This window comes from Adhaeribacter rhizoryzae, from assembly GCF_008629685.1.
Classification (GTDB): domain Bacteria; phylum Bacteroidota; class Bacteroidia; order Cytophagales; family Hymenobacteraceae; genus Adhaeribacter; species Adhaeribacter rhizoryzae.
Genome location: NZ_VWSF01000015.1, coordinates 125,395 through 143,775 on the forward strand (window position 1 = coordinate 125,395; position 18,381 = coordinate 143,775).

The window sequence follows — 18,381 nt, forward strand, 5'->3', positions numbered from 1 at the left end:
TGAGCTTGTTTAGCCTCTTTTTCAAGAGGAAGCGCCCGGTAGGCCGGAGAAACTTGACCAAACAAATCAAACTTAGATTAATTGATTTAGTTAGCACCAGATTTTTTGAAAAATTACATCTTGCAAAAGTTATCCGGATTATCACGTTAGGTAGAAAACACGCGCTGGTGCTCTTTACCTACCATCTCATTAAACCCAATGCCGCCATAAATTAAATATTTACGTTTAACTTTCATCCTGAAAACCTAAATCGTGCGCCTGTGCTGCAAGAATTAATTCGTAAAAACGCCTCTACTTTTATTTCGCTATTTCTGTTAGTAGCGGTGCCAGTGCTGGTAAGCTCTACGCTGGCATATTACCTTTACCAATACCAGGAGGTGCTGCAAAGCCTGCAACCTGCCCAAACTGTTTTGTATTTTGTAGTGGTGGCTTTTACCATGGCCTTTGCCCTTACCCCTACTACTTTTGTGGCCCTGGTTACCGGTTATTATTTCGGCTGGCCTGGCTTTTTGGGCGTGGTGCTTTCGTATGGCTTGGCTGCCTTAACCGGTTATGCGGTAGCCCAAATTATTGACCACGGCAAAATGCTGGCTTTTCTGCACCGGTTTAAAAAAGCTGGCGCCGTAATGGACGAGCTGCGCGAACAAAGCTGGGGGCTCATTATTTTAAGCCGCATTTCGCCGGTATTACCCTTTGCCTTCATGACCTTTGTACTCTCGCTTTTACGCATTAACCGGGTAAAATTTTTGTTAGCCAGTATGCTGGGCATGCTGCCCCGCACCCTTTTCTTTTTCTGGGTAGGCACACAGGCTCAGAATATTATCACGTTGCTCAACAACCCCGATGCCGGCACTGAAGGAAAAATATTAGTAATCGGTCTGATTATTATTTCGCTTTTCGGGCTATACTACATTTTTAACCGGGCCCTTAAAAAAGCCCTGACCCGCAGCACCGATGTAAAAAAATAAAGTAATTTTTAAGAAAGGGCTTGCTTTTAATAAAAAAATGAGGTTATCTTTGTGCTCTCAAAACGAGAAAGCTGGTCACGTAGCTCAACTGGATAGAGCATCTGACTACGAATCAGAAGGTTTGGGGTTCGACTCCCTACGCGACCACTAAGTAGTAATTTACAGCAAATCAAACCCCTAATTGTCAAACAGTTAGGGGTTTTTTCTTTTTAGTGGTACAACAAAATGGCACAACATTTTTAACTTGGGGCACTAGAAATAAGCACTACTTTCATTTTTTAGATTCTATAAAGGTTTATACAAAAAAATTTTCTACATATAGATGCTTCTATTCAATTTAGCTACGTGACCAGCTTACTCATTATGAGGGCACAAAGATTAAGATGTACCCAAAAAGAAAAGTACCCTATTCCGGTTTATAAATAATATACAAATCAGACAGGCTTTTGAATTTCTATATATTTAATTACTATTGTAGACCATCATTTTATAATCTATAACTAATGGCAAAAGAAACTAATGTAAATGAAGTAGTACAGCTACTACAGGATGCACAGCAGAACAAAGAACTGGTAGAAGCAATGGGCTGCATCACTGGAAAAATTTGTATCGAACTAGAATCAAGTATTACAAGATTTAGAAGTACTGATTGCTAATGCTAGACAGGGTAAAGCACCGGTGGTAAAAAAACGTGGTTGTTATAGAGGTAGAAGAAATAAAACGGAACAAGCAGAAGGTTAAAAAATTTAAGGGTAGTTGAATCTACCCTTTTTTTATATATCAAATATAAAAAATTAACGACCGTGAATAAAATGATTAAACAAAGATTCTTTAAATATATACCTAAACAATATGCAGCAGGTATGTTATATGAAGGAAAAATAAAGTTAGGAACAATATATCATTATAGAGAAGGAGAAAATGAAGAAATAACTGATAGAAATGAAGGTGTATCATTTGGGGTTGTTGATCAAAAAAAACCTTCTAAATTCTTGAAGGATAATCCGGAATTTTTTGAGAATATGTTTTTTGGTCCTGACAATAAACCTCCTTACCCTTTTACTTACCGAATGATGGGTATGTATACAATGGGTAATGTATATTCAGAAATTAAGAATCCACCAAATAAATATATTTATTGTTTAACAACAAACCCATCAGTAAAAGTAATGATGGAATTTGGTAAATTACCGGATGGCGATTATCAAGAAATGGTTTGTATCGAAATAACTGATATAAAAGGATTTGCTGTTGCAATACATAACTATTTAGTGAAAAATAAATTCGCTGAATTAGATAATTTACCATTTGGTCGTGAATGTATTTACGAAAAGGATGGTAGAAAATTCGAACTATCAGGCGAGTTTAGAGATACTTTAAACTTAGATGTATATTTTCTAAAGGAACCAGACTTGAAGCACCAATACGAATACAGGTTAGTATTTAATTCTAATGAAACAAGTGCAAATTTAAACGATGTTTACCCTGCAATTCCGGAGTTAACAAGATTTATTAAATTGCACAATTTCTTTAGATTTTACATGTGGCGATAAATTATTAGTAGAACAAAATGATACGCTTTTTTGAAGATATATTTTGCATCTATGGACAACCAACAAAAATTAGAAAGAATATTAAGAGTTTACTATAATGCATCTTTGCAAAAGCCTGAAAAGCTAATATATTTTCATGATAATTATGTTTCTACTGAAAGCAGTTTACCTTGGCAAGATGTAAACAAAATATTATCTGAATTAGTAGACCTCAATTATATAGAACGGAAAAAAGATAATGAAAACAGCCACTACTTTTCCATTACTCGTAAGGGGATTGAATTTATAAAAAGTGGTGGATATGAAGGAATAATACAAAGGGAAATAGCCAAACAAAAAGCAATTGAACTTAAAGAAGAAGAAGAAAGTGCTGCAAGAAAAGCTACCGTAGAACAAGCTAAAATTGCAGCCGAAGCTTTAGATGAATCTAGGAGGGCAAGACAGATAGCCCAAAATGCCTTATGGGTTTCAATAATTTTAGGATTATCGGCAACAGCAGCAGCAGTTTTTGCACTACTAAAATGAAGTAGGATAAATTAAGACTACAGGATAACAAAACAATTAATGCTTCTTATTACTTATTTGAGGCTAAATAAATATGAAGCCGATATAAAAGATGTAAGTTATCATGCTACCAAAGCACTAAGAGAAGTCCACAATTGCATAGAGCCAGGATTGTTACACAGGGCAATAGCATGCCCACCCTGGGGAATATATGTAAACTAGCCGGAACTTTATGATTCAGCAGGGCTTGGTAAAACAGAATACTATTGTGCGGACTCACGGCCTTATCATTGGCTGCATGAACTAAAAAGGCTGGCGGAGTGGCTGCAGTTACCTGTAACTCATTCGAAAACTTTTCTACTAGCTTTTTAGAAGGCTTATTGCCTAACAGGTTGTTTCTGCTGCCGGTATGCACATAATTGCCCAGGTTAATGACAGGAGAAACAAGTATCATAAAATTGGGCCGGAAAGATATCTTATCATAGATATCGTGAATGGCAGCTACATCTTCCGGGTAAGTACCCAGCGTAGCAGCCAAATGCCCACCCGCTGAAGAACCCATGATACCTATTTTCTCCGGGTTAATACCTCACTTTGCCACATTTGCTCTTATTACACGAACTGCCCGCTGTGCATCCTGCAATGGGCCAAGGTGCCTCTCCTTCAGGTCCGGTGAGTTAGATAAACGGTAGTTGAGTACAAAAGCACTGATGCCCATAGTATTAAACCACTTTGCCAATTGCAGTCCGCTAATTACATAAGCTAAGCTGCTAGTTAAAACAGCCTTGTTAAGCTGAAATACTTACTTTTATTTATTACATATCCGCATAGAAAATATTTGGTTTATAAAAAACAAGCACACCGTTGGGGTGTGCTTGTTAGATGAAAATCACCAGCATAAATCTAAAATATGGCCTTGCAATCCATTGCTTACTATCCTTTATAGAAGCGCACCTAGTTTAGGCCACCTCTTCGGGTTGGTTTCCCAGGCACAGGCCATTTAGCAGGTTCTCCGGTTTTGATATTTATGGGTAAAACACTTTTATCCCGGGAAGTCTTATTCGGGTCTTCGCTGGCCATGTATGCTAGTATTGCCGTCAGAATAGCATTGCTTCGTACGTCGTCGAACACGATTTTATCATAGGTATCGCGGTTGGTGTGCCAGGTATAAGTACCGTAAGACCAATTTAAAGAACTTAAAGAAAAAGCCGGTACGCCCGCCGCTACGAAAGAGGCGAAATCCGAGCCACCCGTACCAGGAGTGCCCGGGAAACTGGTTTGAATCTGCGACCGGATAGGCTGGGGAACTTCGGTTAACCAGCGGCCTACATATTCATACGCATTCAAAAAGCCTTGCCCCGAAATGTTTACCACCCGCCCGGTTCCTTTATCCTGGTTAAATACCGCCTGAATATTGGGTATCATTGCCGGATGGTCTTCTACAAAGGCCCGGGAACCGTTTAAGCCCTGCTCTTCGCTGCCCCAATGGCCCACTAAAATAGTACGCTTGGGATTGGGGTATACTTTTTTCAGAATGCGCATGGCTTCCATCATGGTTAATGTACCGGTACCATTATCGGTAGCGCCCGTACCACCATCCCACGAATCAAAATGCGCCGATAGAATTATATATTCTTCTGGTTTTTCGGTGCCTTTAATTTCAGCTATCGTGTTAAAGGCAGGCACTACGCCTTTTTCTTTCGATTCCGTGTGTACTCTGATTTTTGGTTTATGCCCGGATTCTGTTAGCCGGTAAAGCAATCCATAATCTTCCAGGGAGATATCTACCGTGGGTATTTTTTTGGTGTTGGCCCCGAATATTTTATTTACCCCAAAACCATTAGACCAGTTTGATTGCACAACGCCGGCAGCACCCGCTTTTTCCAGCGCTACTGGTAAGGTACGAGCCGTATAGCCGGTATTACGCAGGCGTTTCTGCCAGGCTTCGGTGTGCGCCGTACGTTGCTTTTTCATTTTTTCTAACGATGCTGGGGTGGCAAATTCCTGCCAGTTATAATCTGGCCGGCCGGTAGGCTGGTGCATCGAAACCAGCACAAATTTTCCTTTTACCGTTGGTAGCCATTTCTGAAAAGCCAAAGAATCCGCTACTTCCGGAATAATAATTACTTCGGCTGTTACCGCTTTTTTCATGTTTGGACTCCAGGCCAGTTGCATGCCTTCCAGGGTCTTGGTTCGCGGATACACCATATCCATATGCGAGGTACCTCTTTCCCAGCCGCGCCACTCTCCCCATTTTTCGGTTCGGGCTGTTATGCCCCAGTCCGTATACTTAGCCACTGCCCAATCATTGGCTTGTTTCATTTGGGGAGTGCCTACTAACCGGGGGCCAATCACATCCATTAATTCATGGGCTAATTTTTCTACTTGTGAATTCTCCTGCGCCTCTTTTATAATGTTGTTAACTACCGGTTGGTTGCTTTGGGCAATAGCTAAGCTACCCGACAACAGAAAAGAAAGGAGGAGCAAATTGGTAATACTTCTTCGCATGTAACTTAATTTTGGATAGCAATTAGAAGCCAAGGTACAGAATAAATGAAAACTGTTTAAGCTGATTGCTATTTTCTATTGTAAATACTTAGGTGCAAACATAGCAGAAACTCCTGGCTTAGAAATAAACCAGCCGGTAAATAATCCCAAGCAGGTACTTAAGGCAGTTACTTAATTGTTAAAGCAGCTAAATTATCTGTTAAAGCTCAGAAAACCGGTATTAGCGGCGGTGAACGCTAGTTTAACTCAAATCAATACTTCATCGGCAAAACTAAAGTAAGTATCCTGTGGCGTTAGGATTACATGGTCCAGCACTTTAATGCCAAACAGCTCCCCCGCTTAGTTGAGCTGTTTTATAAGCTGCTTATCTGAAGCGCAGGTTACCCTGAAAATAGCGGGCCGCCAGCCGGGCGATGATAAAATATGCTTATACGTAGTTGCAATATTCAACTTGGTTTCTGAAAATATTACCCTGCCTAATTTATTTCAAATTAATTGCTTTTATGCCCTCGTGCGTTGATATTACTGGCTTTATACTGCCATCGGAGTTAAATTCCAGCTTATCTATGCAAACTTCGCGGTTAAAACCGGCCGCATCGCCCATGGTAATTCCTTTGGGGTAGTTAAAGCGGTGATAAACCAGGTACCACTCGTCTTTGCCCGGAATTTGCAGCACCGCATTGTGGCCCGTACCATAAATGCTGGCTTCCAGGTTTTTAGCAATAACCAAATTATTGGCCGGCACCTTAATTTTGCCCAGCGGCGAAGTGGCTGTGCCGTAACGTACGCGGTAATTAGGGCTGCGCGTATCATCTTCCGACCACATAAAATAATAAGTGCCGTTGCGGTAAAAGGCATAAGCGCCTTCCCGGAAAGTAGCATCGGGGGTTAATATTTTGGTAGTGCCGGGTTTTAACGAAACCATATCGGTATTTAATTCGGCGCCGGCCATGTAACCGTTGCCCCAGTACAAATAACTCTTTTGGGTTTTCGGGTCGGTAAAAACATCCGGATCAATTTGCTGGCCGTTTTTAATACCTTCCGGAAAAGCCGCAATCAACGGTTTGCCGGAATCCACAAAAGGCCCGGTAGGGTTATCGGCCACAGCAACGCCTATTTTTTGAGCAGCCGTGAAATAATAAAAATATTTGTACTGGCCGTTAATTTTCTTTTCGATGATGCAGGGTGCCCAGGCATTGCGTTTGGCCCAGCTTACGTCTTTGGGCAAGTCCAGGATTACACCTTCATCCTGCCAATCTACTAAATTAGTAGAAGAGAAAGTTTTGAAATACGTGCCCGACCAACCCGTAAAACCATCGCTGGTGGGGTAAATATAAAACTTACCGGTTTTTTCGGCATACAACACATCGGGGTCGGCATAATAACCTTCCAGAGCTGGGTTATGAGCTTCTTTGGCAACCACCTGGTAGGTTTGCGGTGCTTTTCCGGCTATGGTTACGTTATAATTTATTGGTCCGGCCGTAAAATTCTGCGCCGTCTGTGGGTTTATGGTTACTCCCGGAAAGAGCATAAATTCCGGGTTAAAAGCACTTAGATTAGTGCCGGCTTTTACCGGCAGGGTAAGTTTTTTATTAACCGTATCTAAGGCAATATTTATTTTTTTTAACCCATTGCCGCGCGCCGATAGCATGGCATCATCCGCAGAGCCCCACTTGGTTACCAAGGCTTCAGCTTCTTGGGCCGTAATGGGCAGCACGGTGCCGTGGCGGGGATGAAAATTCATGGACACTTCCTGGTCGATAACCGAAAAATTCTGTAAATCCTGGCTTTTGGTAAACTGGTACTTGCCTTTGGTATACACATCGTACATTAAAATATAGCCTTCACCGTTGTTTAGTTTAAACACGCCCGAGCCTTCTACCGGGTCTTTGGTTTGCTGCAAATATTTATCCTGTAACACATAGCCTTCGGTTAGTTTATCCGATACCGCCATTTTTATACCGGCGCCTTCGCCTTCAGTTTTAAAGAACAAGTGGTACTTGCCGTCTTTTAAAATAATATCGCCATCAATGCAGGCCCCGTTGTTTGGGCTGAAAAAGAGTTGCTTGGGTGTAGTTTCTAAACCGGTAAATTCTTTGTTGGCATAGGCATAATATATTTTATCCGGATCGTTGCCGTGCTTCATTGAGAAGTAAATCATATATTTTTTGGCCGATGGATCATAAATAGTTTGGGGTGCCCAAACCCGCAGTAAGTTCTCCTGACCCGGAAATTGCTTTTGAATATTTACCACACTGGAAGCCCAGTTAATTAAATCGGTTGATTTTAACAGCACCATGGCCCGGTTAGAGCTCCAGCCGTTAGCCGAAACCATATCGGTTACTACCATGTAAAACGTTTTGCCATCGGCACCCCGCAAAATATGCGGGTCGCGTACGCCCCCAGTGGAACTAATTTGGGCGGAGCTTATTACGGGTTTGTTGTTGTTAAGCGCCCGGAAATTATACCCATCGTTACTTAAAGCAAAACGAATGGCTTCTTCGCTTTTTTGATTACCGGTAAAGTAGGTAAATAAATAAGCGCTGTACTTAGTTTCCGGAATAGCGGTAGCAGCTCCCTTACCGGCACTGCTGGTTGGTTGCTGTTTACAGGCAAATAAGAATAAACCCAGAAATAGTAAAAGGCAATTTTTCACGTGTTCTATTTTTAATTATTAATTTAAATCATAGACCTGTTCGGCCGGAAAATCCTGCTCAGTTTTTCACCCAAAAATTCTGTTTTGGGTAAACCGCGGTATAAATATTAGGGCGTAAAGGTATAAGCTGCCGGCGGCAATAAAAAATTGGTAGCCTGGAGTTAGTAGCCAAACTCTGCAATATTTAATTAGCTTGTTTTTGTGGAAGTAGCCGGGTTATCACTGCCTCTATTAATATTTTACCGCCGGTAGCTTAGGTACCGCACTTTGATTTTATTCTGAAGAGAAGCAATATTTTAGGAGATTCGGTTAACCTTGTAACTGGGTTTACGAGCGCGTTTGGTTTTAAATACTTGGCTATGCCCGCCAGAGTCTTGATTTGTACAAGGTTTAAAATATTGGTTATTCGCTAATCCAGAACTTAGAAAATACTCTTATAAATCGTATAAGCCGATATAATTATAATAATAATCCCGACCAGGCGCATCATGGTTTTGGGTTTTACTTTTTTGGCCAGCACCGCCCCCACAGGAGCCGCCAGTACGCCGCCCAAAATTAAAGCCAGCACCACGGGCCAACTATCCAGGCCAACAAAAAACAGGAAAACGCCGGTACTAAAAAAAGCCACAAAGAATTCGGCGGTATTTACGGTACCAATGGTTTCCTGGGGCGTTTTACCCTGAAAAATAAGGTTAGAAGTTACAATGGGTCCCCAGCCGCCGCCCCCTACGGCATCCAGAAAGCCACCCGTAATACCCAATAAAAATACCCGCCGCAAGCGCTCTACTGTTGGCAACACCCGGAAACTTTTAACTAAAATCAAAATTCCCATAATGAGCAGGTAACCCGATATATAAGGTTTAATCAAGTCCCCGTTCAGCACCTCCGATATAAGATAAGCGCCAATTACAGCACCCAACACCCCCGGAATAACAATGCGAAAGAAAAGCGCTTTATTAACATTTTGCAGAAACAAATGCGATAAGCCCGAAACGCCCGTGGTAAAAACTTCGGCCGTATGCACACTGGCCGAGGCTACAGCCGGCGGCAAACCAAACGTTAATAGCAAGGTAGAGCAACTAACCCCATAAGCCATTCCCAGGGTGCCATCGATGAGTTGGGCCAGAAAGCCGGCTCCCAAAATTGTAAAGAAACGCTGGTCCAAAGAAAATACCGGAGGTTCAGCAGAAAAGAAAAGCACCTTTACTACCAGAAAAATCAGCAGGCAAACCTTCAGCGCAATCATGATCGCACTAATGTGTTTCAAGGAAAGGCGGTGTACCATGATTTAGATTTAAGGGTGCTAAAACTATTTCTTCTGTTTCATTTTAATGCTTCTTAACCCAACAAGCATTTAAAATTAAAAAGGTTTTGCTAACGGATGTTATGTAAAATTAAAAGGAATATTTTCTATTAGCCTTCGGGCCCATCTCTGTTGTTCAGGCGGAAACTATTTGGCAGTTTGCTACCTGGTTTCCACCTGAATAAAAGTTGTGAGTTTCTTTAACTGATTTTTTAACTAAGCTTCATATTTTAAAAACACGAAGTATTCATAATAGACAAACGTCTTGTTCTTTAATGGCGGTTATTAAATATTGGCTTAAAAATATTGCTATACTCTTTTATAAAGTAAAAGGATATTGCGTTTTTAAGTAAAATTGAAACATAACTATTTTATTCAATTAACACTTTTTGCCTTGTGTAAGCTTTTAAATTTATAATTATTAATTTAATTAACCAATAAGTACCCAAGCGGCCAACCGCAAAAACAATTTATGAAATGGATTACCCGCGAACGCCCCAAAATTGACCGGCTGGCCTGCCCATGGCTTATTAAAAGATTTATTGATGCCCAGGCCGAAATTATTTATGCTCCGGATAAGGAAGTACAAAGTCAGGCGCAAACATTAGGGGCCATTCCGTTTGATATGCCGGATGTAGAGTTTAGCCATTACGAAGACCGCTGTACGTTCGATTATTTTCTGCAGAAGTACGACTTAAAAGACCCGGCGCTCCAGACCATGGCCCTGGTAATTAGGGGTGCCGATACCGATGATCACAACCTAAGCAGCCAGTCGGCGGGTTTGTGGGCCATATCGGCGGGGCTGGCATTTAATATTAAAAATGATTATGAGTTGCTGGAAAAAGGTATGGTAATTTACGACGCCTTGTATAGTTGGGCCAAATACCTGCAACAAGAAAAACATACCACCAGCCCCACCGAAAATTTATTATTGCAGGTCTTTCAACAATACTTAGCCCAGGAGAAAGAGAATAATAAGAAAGTGCCCGATTGGGCCATCCACCTGAAAGAAATTATTCAGGACCAGATAGACACGAATTTAACCTTGAATTTATCCCAAATATCGGAAGGCTTAAATGTACACCCGGCTTATTTATCGCGGCAGTTTTCTAAATATTTCGATAATCTTACTTTCGGGGAATATATCCGGAAGCTGCGCATCGACAAAGCCATTCACCTGCTGCATCATACCCATCATTCTTTATCCGAAATTGCTTACCTCACCGGCTTTTCCGACCAAAGCCATTTTACCCGCATCTTTAAAAAGCATACAGGCCAGAATCCTTCGGACTACAAAAAAAACGTAAACAAAGGTAAAAAGAATACAAAAGGTTAAAAACCTTCTATTTTATCCGGAAACGGTTCTTTAACCTTGTACTTGATATTAAACAATGCAAATATTAGTATGAGCAGCCTAATTTCAACAGCATCTCCGGTAAACGTTGCCGCCGCATCGGTTAACAAGCCCAGTTTTAAAGAAGCTTTTTACTTCTGGTTGAAATTGGGGTTCATTAGCTTTGGTGGCCCGGCCGGCCAGATTGGTATTATGCATACTTTTCTGGTAGACCAAAAAAAATGGATTTCTGACCGAAAGTTTTTACACGCTTTAAATTATTGCATGTTGTTGCCCGGCCCCGAAGCGCAGCAATTAGCTATTTACATTGGTTGGCTTTTGCACGGCACCATTGGCGGCATTGTGGCCGGCAGTTTGTTTGTACTGCCTTCGGTTTTTATTTTATTGGGGCTAAGTTCTATTTATGTAATATTTGGTAAAATTGCTTGGGTAGCGGCCTTGTTTTATGGCTTAAAACCGGCCGTGGTAGCCATTGTAATTTTAGCCTTAATAAAAATTGGCAAAAAATCGTTGTTAAGCGTTTTTCATGTATTGGTAGCGCTCGCTTCTTTTATCGGGATATTTTTCTTAGATATTCCTTTCCCGCTTATTATTCTGAGTGCTATGCTGGTGGGCTGGTTAGCCAAAAATTTCTACCCGGCGGTATTCCAAGAGTCAAAATCGGCAAGCGAAATTGCGGAGAACGAGCAAGCTTATTATTTAAACATGGAAACGGAGGTGCCCGGTACCGGCTTTCATTTGGGCCGCTTAGTTAAACAAATATCCGTTATTGTTTTATTATGGGTGGCACCTTATGTAATATTTAACATTAGCCAGGGCGCTCCTTTTTGGGAGAAATTAATTGCCTTTTTCACGAAAGCTGCTTTTGTTACCGTGGGCGGTGCTTACGCCGTGTTGCCTTACGTGGCCCAGGTAGCAGTAGAAGATTTTAACTGGCTAAGCAAGCTCGAAATGATAGATGGTTTGGCGTTGGGCGAAACAACTCCGGGTCCGTTAATTATGGTTTTAACGTTTGTGGGCTTTATGGCGGGCTACCATTATTATGAGGGTTCTGTTCTGATGGGTGCATTGGGATTAGTTACTACCACTTATTACACTTTTTTACCTTGTTTTTTATTTATTCTGGCGGGTGCTCCTATTATTGAAAAAACCCAGAGCAATAAAAGCATTAAAGCCATTTTGAGTGTGGTAACGGCGGCCGTAGTGGGCGTAGTATTAAACCTGACCGTCTACTTTGCGCAGGCCGTTGTATTTCCGGAACAACTAACACCCGCCGGCATCGATTATTTTAGTTTAGCCTGGATTATTATCTCGTTTGTAGCCATGTACCGGTTTAAAATTGGCATGATTTCCTGGATTGGCATCAGCGCTTTGGCCGGTTTAGTCCATTACTTTATTTTCCTAGAAACACCTAATATTTAGAACAGTTGATTGTATAGCCTATAAGTCAGGTTATTTAGCACAGCCGGTATACTTTGTATTGGTCTTTAAACCCACACTTGTCATTCAGGAGGAAACTATTTGGCAGGTAACTAAATAGTTTCCTCCTGAATGACAGAAGTGGATTGCGTGAACTTATATTATTTAAACTTTTACATTGAAGCAGTTAATATTTTCACGACGAAATACGCAGCTGTAGCTCTAACCCGACATTACATAAATTCGTGGTTTAAAGAAAAACAATCCAAATATTAGTTGCTTAATACACATCATAGATTTGGTTGGCATCGTGGCGTTTCGGATAAATAATTATTTTGTTAATTTCACTAAATTCTTTTTCCAGCCATTTCGGGATGGCATCAACTATGGGCTGGTAAGAAAGGGCATCTTTGCGGGCCGCCGTTACTACCAATAAATCATTTATTTGCACAAATTTTTCAACACTCCAAATAGCATCCTCTTTCTGCAATTGGGTAAACTCCGGGGTAATGGTAGAATTGCTTTGGGTTAAAATATAGGTAATAGCCTCCTGCGTGTGCTGGTTACAGTAGCAGGAAACCGGCAAAGAAAGCTCAGTTGCCAATTTTAATATTTTCCCCAGCCACACCGGAAAGCCCACTTCCAGCTCGGTTAAGGGCAAACAAACCAGCACAATTCTTTTTAAGCTAATAATTGGCTTTTCTAAATGGCAGATAAAGATATTTTTGTTGGTATGCGTCAGGATAGTTTCGGTTTTATCGCCAATATACCGCTCCAGAATAGATGCTCTTTTGGGCCAGGCCAGTACAATCGAATCGGCTAATATTTCGCGGGAAGTACGGGCAATTCCCCGGGCAATATTATAATCCATGGTAGCCAATACCTGAATATTTGTTTCGGTAGCCGCTGCTATTTTTACCGAAGCTTCTAAATCTTTCTTTACTTTGGCTAAGTTTAGTTCGGCATTGGCATTGTTCGGCACCACCGATAATACCGTTATTGGGTTAAGTGATATCTTACTTTTGAGCAGCAACGTAAATTCCAGCATTCGCTCCAAAGTAGTTAAATTGGTAATTGGTAAGAGCAAATGCTCGGCGGTTTCGGTATCTTTTTGAGGCAATAAAACTTTAGTTTCTTTTGTAGTTAATACAGTTTGCTTAGCGGCATTTTCGGTAACAAAAGAAGAAATTACGCAAGTTGCCAGAATAAGAATAATGGTGCCGTTCAGAATATTTTCGTCCAAAATTTTAGCATTAAACCCCACCAATATTACCGCCAGGGTAGCCGCCGCGTGGGCGCTGCTTAAACCAAATATTAAATTTCGTTCGGGTTTACTATACCGGCTTACCAGTTGGGTAAAAAAAGCGGCCAGCCACTTACCTGCCAAAGCCACCAGGGTTAACGTAAAAGCCACGATTAAGGCCGTAGGCCCATTCAGGAGTACCCGCACATTTACCAGCATGCCCACACTAATTAAAAAGAAAGGAATAAATATGGCATTGCCAATAAACTCGATCCGGTTCATGAGGGCCGATGAATGCGGAATAAGCGAGTTTAAAGCTAACCCAGCCACAAAAGCGCCAATAATGGGCTCTACGCCGGCAACTTCGGCCAAAAAAGCGGCAAAAAATACCACGGCTAAAACAAAAATATAATGCGAGGTCTTTTCGCTTTCGAGGTTGCTGAAGAACCATTGGGCAATGCGCGGAATTATTAAAAACATGATGGCCGCGAATACGGCCAAAGATATGCCCAGGCGCAGCCAGAAGGCTTCGGTGAGTTCGCCTTGCCGGGAGCCCATAATAACTGCCAAAATAATCAGCACGGCCGTATCGGTTAAAATAGTGCCGCCTACCGTAATGGCTACAGCCTGGTTTTTGGCAATCCCGAATTTACTTACAATGGGGTAAGCGACCAACGTATGCGTGGCAAACATACTGGCCGTTAAAAAACTCGCCAGCCCATTGTACTGCAATAGGTACCGGCAAACCGGGTACCCGATTGCCAACGGAATGATAAAGGTAAAAAACCCAAACAAAAGGCTTTTGTATTTATTCTTTTTAAACTCATTTAAGTCCAGTTCTAAGCCCGCAATAAACATAATGTAGAGCAGCCCAATAGTAGAGAACAGCTCAACGGCCGAATTGCGGATTAAAATATTAAAACCATGCGGCCCAATAACAACCCCGGATAGAATCAGGCCAATAATGCCGGGTACTTTTATGCGACTTAGTAAGAGCGGCGCCAGTAAAATAATAAATAATATTAACGAGAATACGAGTACCGGATTGGTAAGCGGGGTAGTAAATTCTTGTAGTAAATGCGCAAAAAAACTAGGTTGCATTGGTTGTTTTATATGGTTTTGAGATTTTCCTGGCCGAAGAATATAGCAGAAAAGAGCCTAAAACAGCACCTCTCCTCTTTTTAAACATACTTAGTTCCTCAGAAATATTAAAATTTAATTATTTGATTTACAGGTATTTATATAATATTTAGTTAAATATTCAAAAATTAAACACTTAATTATTTGGATAATATACGTGATAGTGCTTGTTTTGTCTATCAAATCTATAGAGATTATATAAACAACTACTATGAAAACGAATCTCTTCCAACCCGCATCTTTAAGCAGCCCAACTGTTACGCTACTGTTAGGCTGTTGTTGCTAATATTTATGCTACCTCGTCGTTAGCCCAAACTTAGCTTTTTATGTTTTTTGGGTTGATTTTAATTATTCCCCTACTCTTTTCTAAGAGCGAGGTTTCCTGGCGTTGATAAATTATTTTGTGTTAAGCCCCAATAATATTTAGAAGCAGGAGCCGGAAGGTCATGAATAAATTTATGTAAAAAGTACCCTAACCTGAATATTGCCTATGCCTAAGTAGAGAAATCGCAATTCAGCACATTACGGCAGAAAGTGGTTTGCCGGTAATAGTATAAAAATAGCTTTCCCAATCACAAGGCCTCTGGTACAGGCAAAGAATTGGGAAAGCCGGTAAAAATTGATAACCCAAAAGTACTTAAATCATGAAAAAATTACTACAAAAAAGTAGTAAGTTATTGGTATTGCTTGCGCTTTACCAAACCGCTTCTCCGGCTTACGCAGCTAAATATTCCTTAAACCTTACCAGCAAAAGCATTTCCCAACCCGACGATCCAACGTCGACAAATGCGAATATTTCGGGCAAAGTGGTTACGGCTGCCGGCGAACCTTTGCCGGGCGTAACGGTAATCGTTAAAAATACCCAGAATGGAACTACTACGGCTACCGATGGTACATTTCAGTTGTCGGTTGCTAAACCTACGGAGGTGCTGGTTTTCTCTTTCATCGGCTACACGGCCAAAGAAGTACCGCTGAATAACCAGAAAAATATTCAGGTAACGTTGCACGACGATGTTAAAGCTTTAAGCGAAGTAGTGGTAGTGGGCTACGGCACCCAGGAACGCCGCAACCTGGTTGGTTCGGTTACCAAGGTAGATGCCGCCGAAACCAAAGATATTCCGACCGGAGGTTTTAATGCCCAGTTACAGGGCAAAGTAGCGGGCGTGCAAGTGTCCAGTAATACCGGTGTTCCTGGCGAGGCCGTGGCTTTACGGGTACGTGGCGCTACTTCAATCAACTCCAGCAATGAGCCTTTGTATGTAATAGACGGTGTTTTCCTGAACAGCAGCAGTTTGCAAAGTATAGGCACCGGCGGAAAAGCCACCTCGCCCCTGGCCGATATTAACCCCGCCGATATTTTAAGTGTGGAAGTATTAAAAGATGCTTCGGCCACGGCTATTTACGGTTCGCGGGGGGCCAACGGGGTAATTATTGTTACCACCAAGCGCGGCGACTTTAACCAGAAACCCAAAATTACCTTTAATGCCTCGCAAGGTTGGTCTAAGGCGGTAAAGCTCTGGGACCTGACCACCGGCCCGGAACACGCCACCCTGGTTAATGAATATTACACCAATATTGGCAAGCCAAAACCTTTCCGGCCGGCCACCGAGGTTATAAACGGGGTAGCCGGCCTGGGTTTACCCGAAGAACAGCAAACCTACGACCGGTTAGGCAAAGTTTTTGGAACAGCCCGGTTGCAGAATTATGATTTGGCTTTACAAGGCGGCACGGCCAACACCAAATATTACATCGCCGGCGGCTACAATACCCAGGAATCTATTTTAAAACCCATTACGTTTGAACGGGCCAGTTTTAAGGTTAACCTGGACCAGGTAATTAACGATAAATGGCAGGTAGGCGTAAGCAACACCTTTGGCCGAACCTTCCGGAACCAGGCCCGCGCCGGCGATGGTCCGGCAGGAGGTTTATTGCAGGCCGCTTTGCATACCCCAACTTATTTAGCACCTACCAATGAGCAAGGCGTACCGGTTGGGCGAGCCGGGTTCGATAACGTGGATCTGTTACTAGAAAACTACGATGTTCATTCGGTTAGTCTGCGCTACCTCGGCAATTTATATTTAGAAGGCGAACTGCTGCCCAATGTGCGGTTCCGGTCTAGTTGGGGCGTTGATTACAATAATTACGACGAATCGGAATATTGGAATACCTATTTAATTTCCGGTAGTCCGGCCGGAGCCGCCACCGCCGCTACCGGGCAGCAAACTGCCTTACTAAACGAACAAACCTTAACTTTCCGGAAAGAAATAGCGCCGGGCCATACCTTAGGCGTATTGCTGGGCAATACTTTACAAAGCAATGTCCTGAGCCGGACCTCGGCCACCGGTACCGGTTTTGCCAATAATTCTTTTAAGTTAATTTCGGCGGCAGCGGTTTCTACCAGCTCGCAATCCTGGACCAAAAATACCTTAACTTCTTTTTTCTCCCGGGTAGATTATAATTACCACAACCGCTATTTACTCGAATTAACGTTCCGCGCCGATGGTTCTTCGCGTTTTGGCAACCAAAATAAATGGGGTTACTTCCCGGCCATTGGAGCAGCCTGGCGGGCAAAACAAGAAAAATTTTTAAAAGATGTAAATGCCATCAGCGACCTCAAACTGAAAGTTAATTACGGCATTACGGGCAATCAAAACCTGCCGGATTTTGCGAACCAAGGTTTGTGGGCCGGCGGTAGCCCTTACCAGGGGCAACCCGGTACTGCTCCGCAACAGTTAGGCAACGAAAACCTGAAATGGGAACGCACCAGCCAAATAAATGCTGGTTTAGAGTTGGGTTTGTTGCACGACCGCTTAGGTTTGGAGGTAAACGTGTATCATAAATATACTAAAGATGGACTCCTGCCAACTGCCTTGCCCGCAACCACCGGTTTTAGCACCTACTGGGATAATGTGGCTGAAGTAAGTAACAAAGGATTTGAACTGGGCATAAATACCGAAAATATTAAAACAGCCGGATTCAGTTGGCAAACCAACTTTAATATTTCCCGCAATATTAACCGGATCGAAAAACTCCCTACCCCGCTCAAGTACGGCAGCCGCGACCTGATTATTCAACAAGAAGGCCATCCGCTTTATTCTTTTTGGGTTTATAAGCAACTATACGTCGATCCCCAAACCGGCAATGCCGTGTACGAGGATGTAGATAAAAATGGCTCCATTACCACCGCCGACCGGCAGATTTACGGCAGCATCTGGCCTAAATATTTTGGCGGCATTACAAATAATTTCAGTTACCGGGGTTTTGATGCCAATATTTTTCTGGCTTTTAGCTACGGCAACAAAATATATAACCATAACCGGTTTTTTGGCGAAGGCGGCGGTGCCCGCGATGCAGCCCGGATAATATTTGCGAGTAACCTGAACCGCTGGCAACAGCCCGGCGATATTACAGATGTACCTAAAGCCGACGGGGTAAATGTAAATAACTACCGGGATGGCGGTAGCCGCTGGCTCGAAGATGGTTCTTACCTGCGTTTGCGGGCCGTAAATTTGGGTTATACACTTCCGCTTAACTACGCACGCCGGTTCAAAATGGAAGCAGTTCGGGTATATGTGGTCGGCAGCAACTTGTTCACCGCTACCAAATATACCGGCCTCGATCCGGAATCGGCGGCCAGCAGCGATCAGAACCAGCAAGGCATTGACTTGGGCACGCCGCCACAACCCCGGAGCATACAAGTTGGGGTTAACCTAACGCTCTAACTTCTACAGTT

Annotated in this window: 13 protein-coding genes and 1 tRNA gene; 8 read left to right on the top strand and 6 right to left on the bottom strand. The window is 42.4% G+C overall.

Features of this window, described 5'->3' with window-relative positions:
• Positions 1-260 precede the first annotated feature (260 nt).
• The 5 genes from F0145_RS17805 (at position 261) to F0145_RS17820 (ending at position 3,046) form a co-directional block, all read left to right on the top strand.
• Positions 261-968: a TVP38/TMEM64 family protein gene (locus tag F0145_RS17805; RefSeq protein WP_223816138.1), complete on the top strand. Its 708-nt coding sequence runs from the start codon at positions 261-263 to the stop codon at positions 966-968.
• A 73-nt stretch (positions 969-1,041) separates the two neighbouring features.
• Positions 1,042-1,115, top strand: a tRNA-Arg gene (locus tag F0145_RS17810).
• A gap of 356 nt (positions 1,116-1,471) precedes the next feature.
• On the top strand, positions 1,472-1,624 hold the full coding sequence (locus F0145_RS26285) for a hypothetical protein (RefSeq protein WP_190277590.1): 153 nt from the start codon (positions 1,472-1,474) through the stop codon (positions 1,622-1,624).
• A 156-nt stretch (positions 1,625-1,780) separates the two neighbouring features.
• The gene (locus F0145_RS17815; RefSeq protein ID WP_150090412.1) at positions 1,781-2,521 is read left to right on the top strand and encodes a hypothetical protein; all 741 of its coding nucleotides are present in this window, start codon (positions 1,781-1,783) and stop codon (positions 2,519-2,521) included.
• A gap of 51 nt (positions 2,522-2,572) precedes the next feature.
• Complete coding sequence (locus F0145_RS17820) at positions 2,573-3,046, top strand: hypothetical protein (RefSeq protein ID WP_150090414.1); 474 nt, start codon at positions 2,573-2,575, stop codon at positions 3,044-3,046.
• Positions 3,047-3,152: 106 nt separating this feature from the next.
• On the opposite strand, the gene F0145_RS17825 is transcribed toward F0145_RS17820, so the two are convergent.
• The 5 genes from F0145_RS17825 to F0145_RS17845 all read right to left on the bottom strand — a co-directional run bounded on the left by F0145_RS17825 (position 3,153) and on the right by F0145_RS17845 (position 9,474).
• Positions 3,153-3,587 carry an alpha/beta hydrolase gene (locus F0145_RS17825; RefSeq protein ID WP_394349595.1) on the bottom strand — a complete coding sequence of 145 codons (435 nt, stop codon included), beginning with the start codon at positions 3,585-3,587 and terminating at the stop codon, positions 3,153-3,155.
• Between the two features lie 392 nt (positions 3,588-3,979).
• A complete protein-coding gene (locus F0145_RS17830; protein WP_150090416.1) occupies positions 3,980-5,533 on the bottom strand; it encodes a M20/M25/M40 family metallo-hydrolase in 1,554 nt (517 codons plus the stop codon).
• Positions 5,534-5,779: 246 nt separating this feature from the next.
• On the bottom strand, positions 5,780-5,863 hold the full coding sequence (locus F0145_RS27030; protein ID WP_150090459.1) for a JAB domain-containing protein: 84 nt from the start codon (positions 5,861-5,863) through the stop codon (positions 5,780-5,782).
• A 151-nt stretch (positions 5,864-6,014) separates the two neighbouring features.
• Entirely contained in the window at positions 6,015-8,189 is a 2,175-nt protein-coding gene (locus F0145_RS17840; RefSeq protein ID WP_150090418.1) for a family 43 glycosylhydrolase, read from the bottom strand.
• A 421-nt stretch (positions 8,190-8,610) separates the two neighbouring features.
• On the bottom strand, positions 8,611-9,474 hold the full coding sequence (locus tag F0145_RS17845) for a sulfite exporter TauE/SafE family protein (RefSeq protein WP_190277591.1): 864 nt from the start codon (positions 9,472-9,474) through the stop codon (positions 8,611-8,613).
• Between the two features lie 490 nt (positions 9,475-9,964).
• Here F0145_RS17845 and F0145_RS17850 point away from each other — a divergent pair, with 490 nt between their 5' ends.
• Positions 9,965-10,828 carry a chromate resistance protein ChrB domain-containing protein gene (locus tag F0145_RS17850; protein ID WP_150090422.1) on the top strand — a complete coding sequence of 288 codons (864 nt, stop codon included), beginning with the start codon at positions 9,965-9,967 and terminating at the stop codon, positions 10,826-10,828.
• A gap of 69 nt (positions 10,829-10,897) precedes the next feature.
• Positions 10,898-12,268 carry a chromate efflux transporter gene (gene chrA / locus F0145_RS17855; RefSeq protein WP_150090424.1) on the top strand — a complete coding sequence of 457 codons (1,371 nt, stop codon included), beginning with the start codon at positions 10,898-10,900 and terminating at the stop codon, positions 12,266-12,268.
• A 277-nt stretch (positions 12,269-12,545) separates the two neighbouring features.
• On the opposite strand, the gene F0145_RS17860 is transcribed toward chrA, so the two are convergent.
• Positions 12,546-14,609, bottom strand: a complete 2,064-nt coding sequence (locus F0145_RS17860; protein WP_150090426.1) for a cation:proton antiporter — start codon at positions 14,607-14,609, stop codon at positions 12,546-12,548.
• A 683-nt stretch (positions 14,610-15,292) separates the two neighbouring features.
• On the opposite strand from F0145_RS17860, the gene F0145_RS17865 reads away from it, so the two are divergent.
• Positions 15,293-18,370 (top strand): SusC/RagA family TonB-linked outer membrane protein, encoded by a 3,078-nt coding sequence (locus tag F0145_RS17865; protein WP_150090428.1) that lies wholly within the window; start codon positions 15,293-15,295, stop codon positions 18,368-18,370.
• The last annotated feature ends 11 nt before the right edge of the window (positions 18,371-18,381 follow it).